Genomic DNA, 203 nt, shown 5'->3' with positions numbered 1-203 from the left:
GTGGTGGGTTCCGTCGTGATGACAACCGTGGTGACGATCGTGGTGGCCGTCCCGCCGCCGCCGGCGGCTTCCGTGGACGTGACGACCGCAGGGACGACCGGCGCGATGACCGTCGGGACGGCGAGCGTTCTGGCTTCCGTCGTGATGACGACCGTGGCGGGTTCCGTGGCCGGAGCGACGACCGCGGTGACCGTGGCGGCTTC

The 203-nt window shown here is 71.4% G+C and carries 1 protein-coding gene; it reads right to left on the bottom strand.

The window, feature by feature from the left end:
* Positions 1-203 (bottom strand): hypothetical protein (locus RB628_RS42475; RefSeq protein WP_412180819.1); only part of this gene is annotated, 203 nt, incomplete at both ends.

Origin of the sequence: Streptomyces sp. ADMS (genome assembly GCF_033441795.1) — a bacterium.
In the GTDB taxonomy this organism is placed as follows: domain Bacteria; phylum Actinomycetota; class Actinomycetes; order Streptomycetales; family Streptomycetaceae; genus Streptomyces.
The sequence above is the reverse complement of the archived record's forward strand: the minus strand, read 5'-3'. Positions and strand labels throughout refer to the sequence as shown.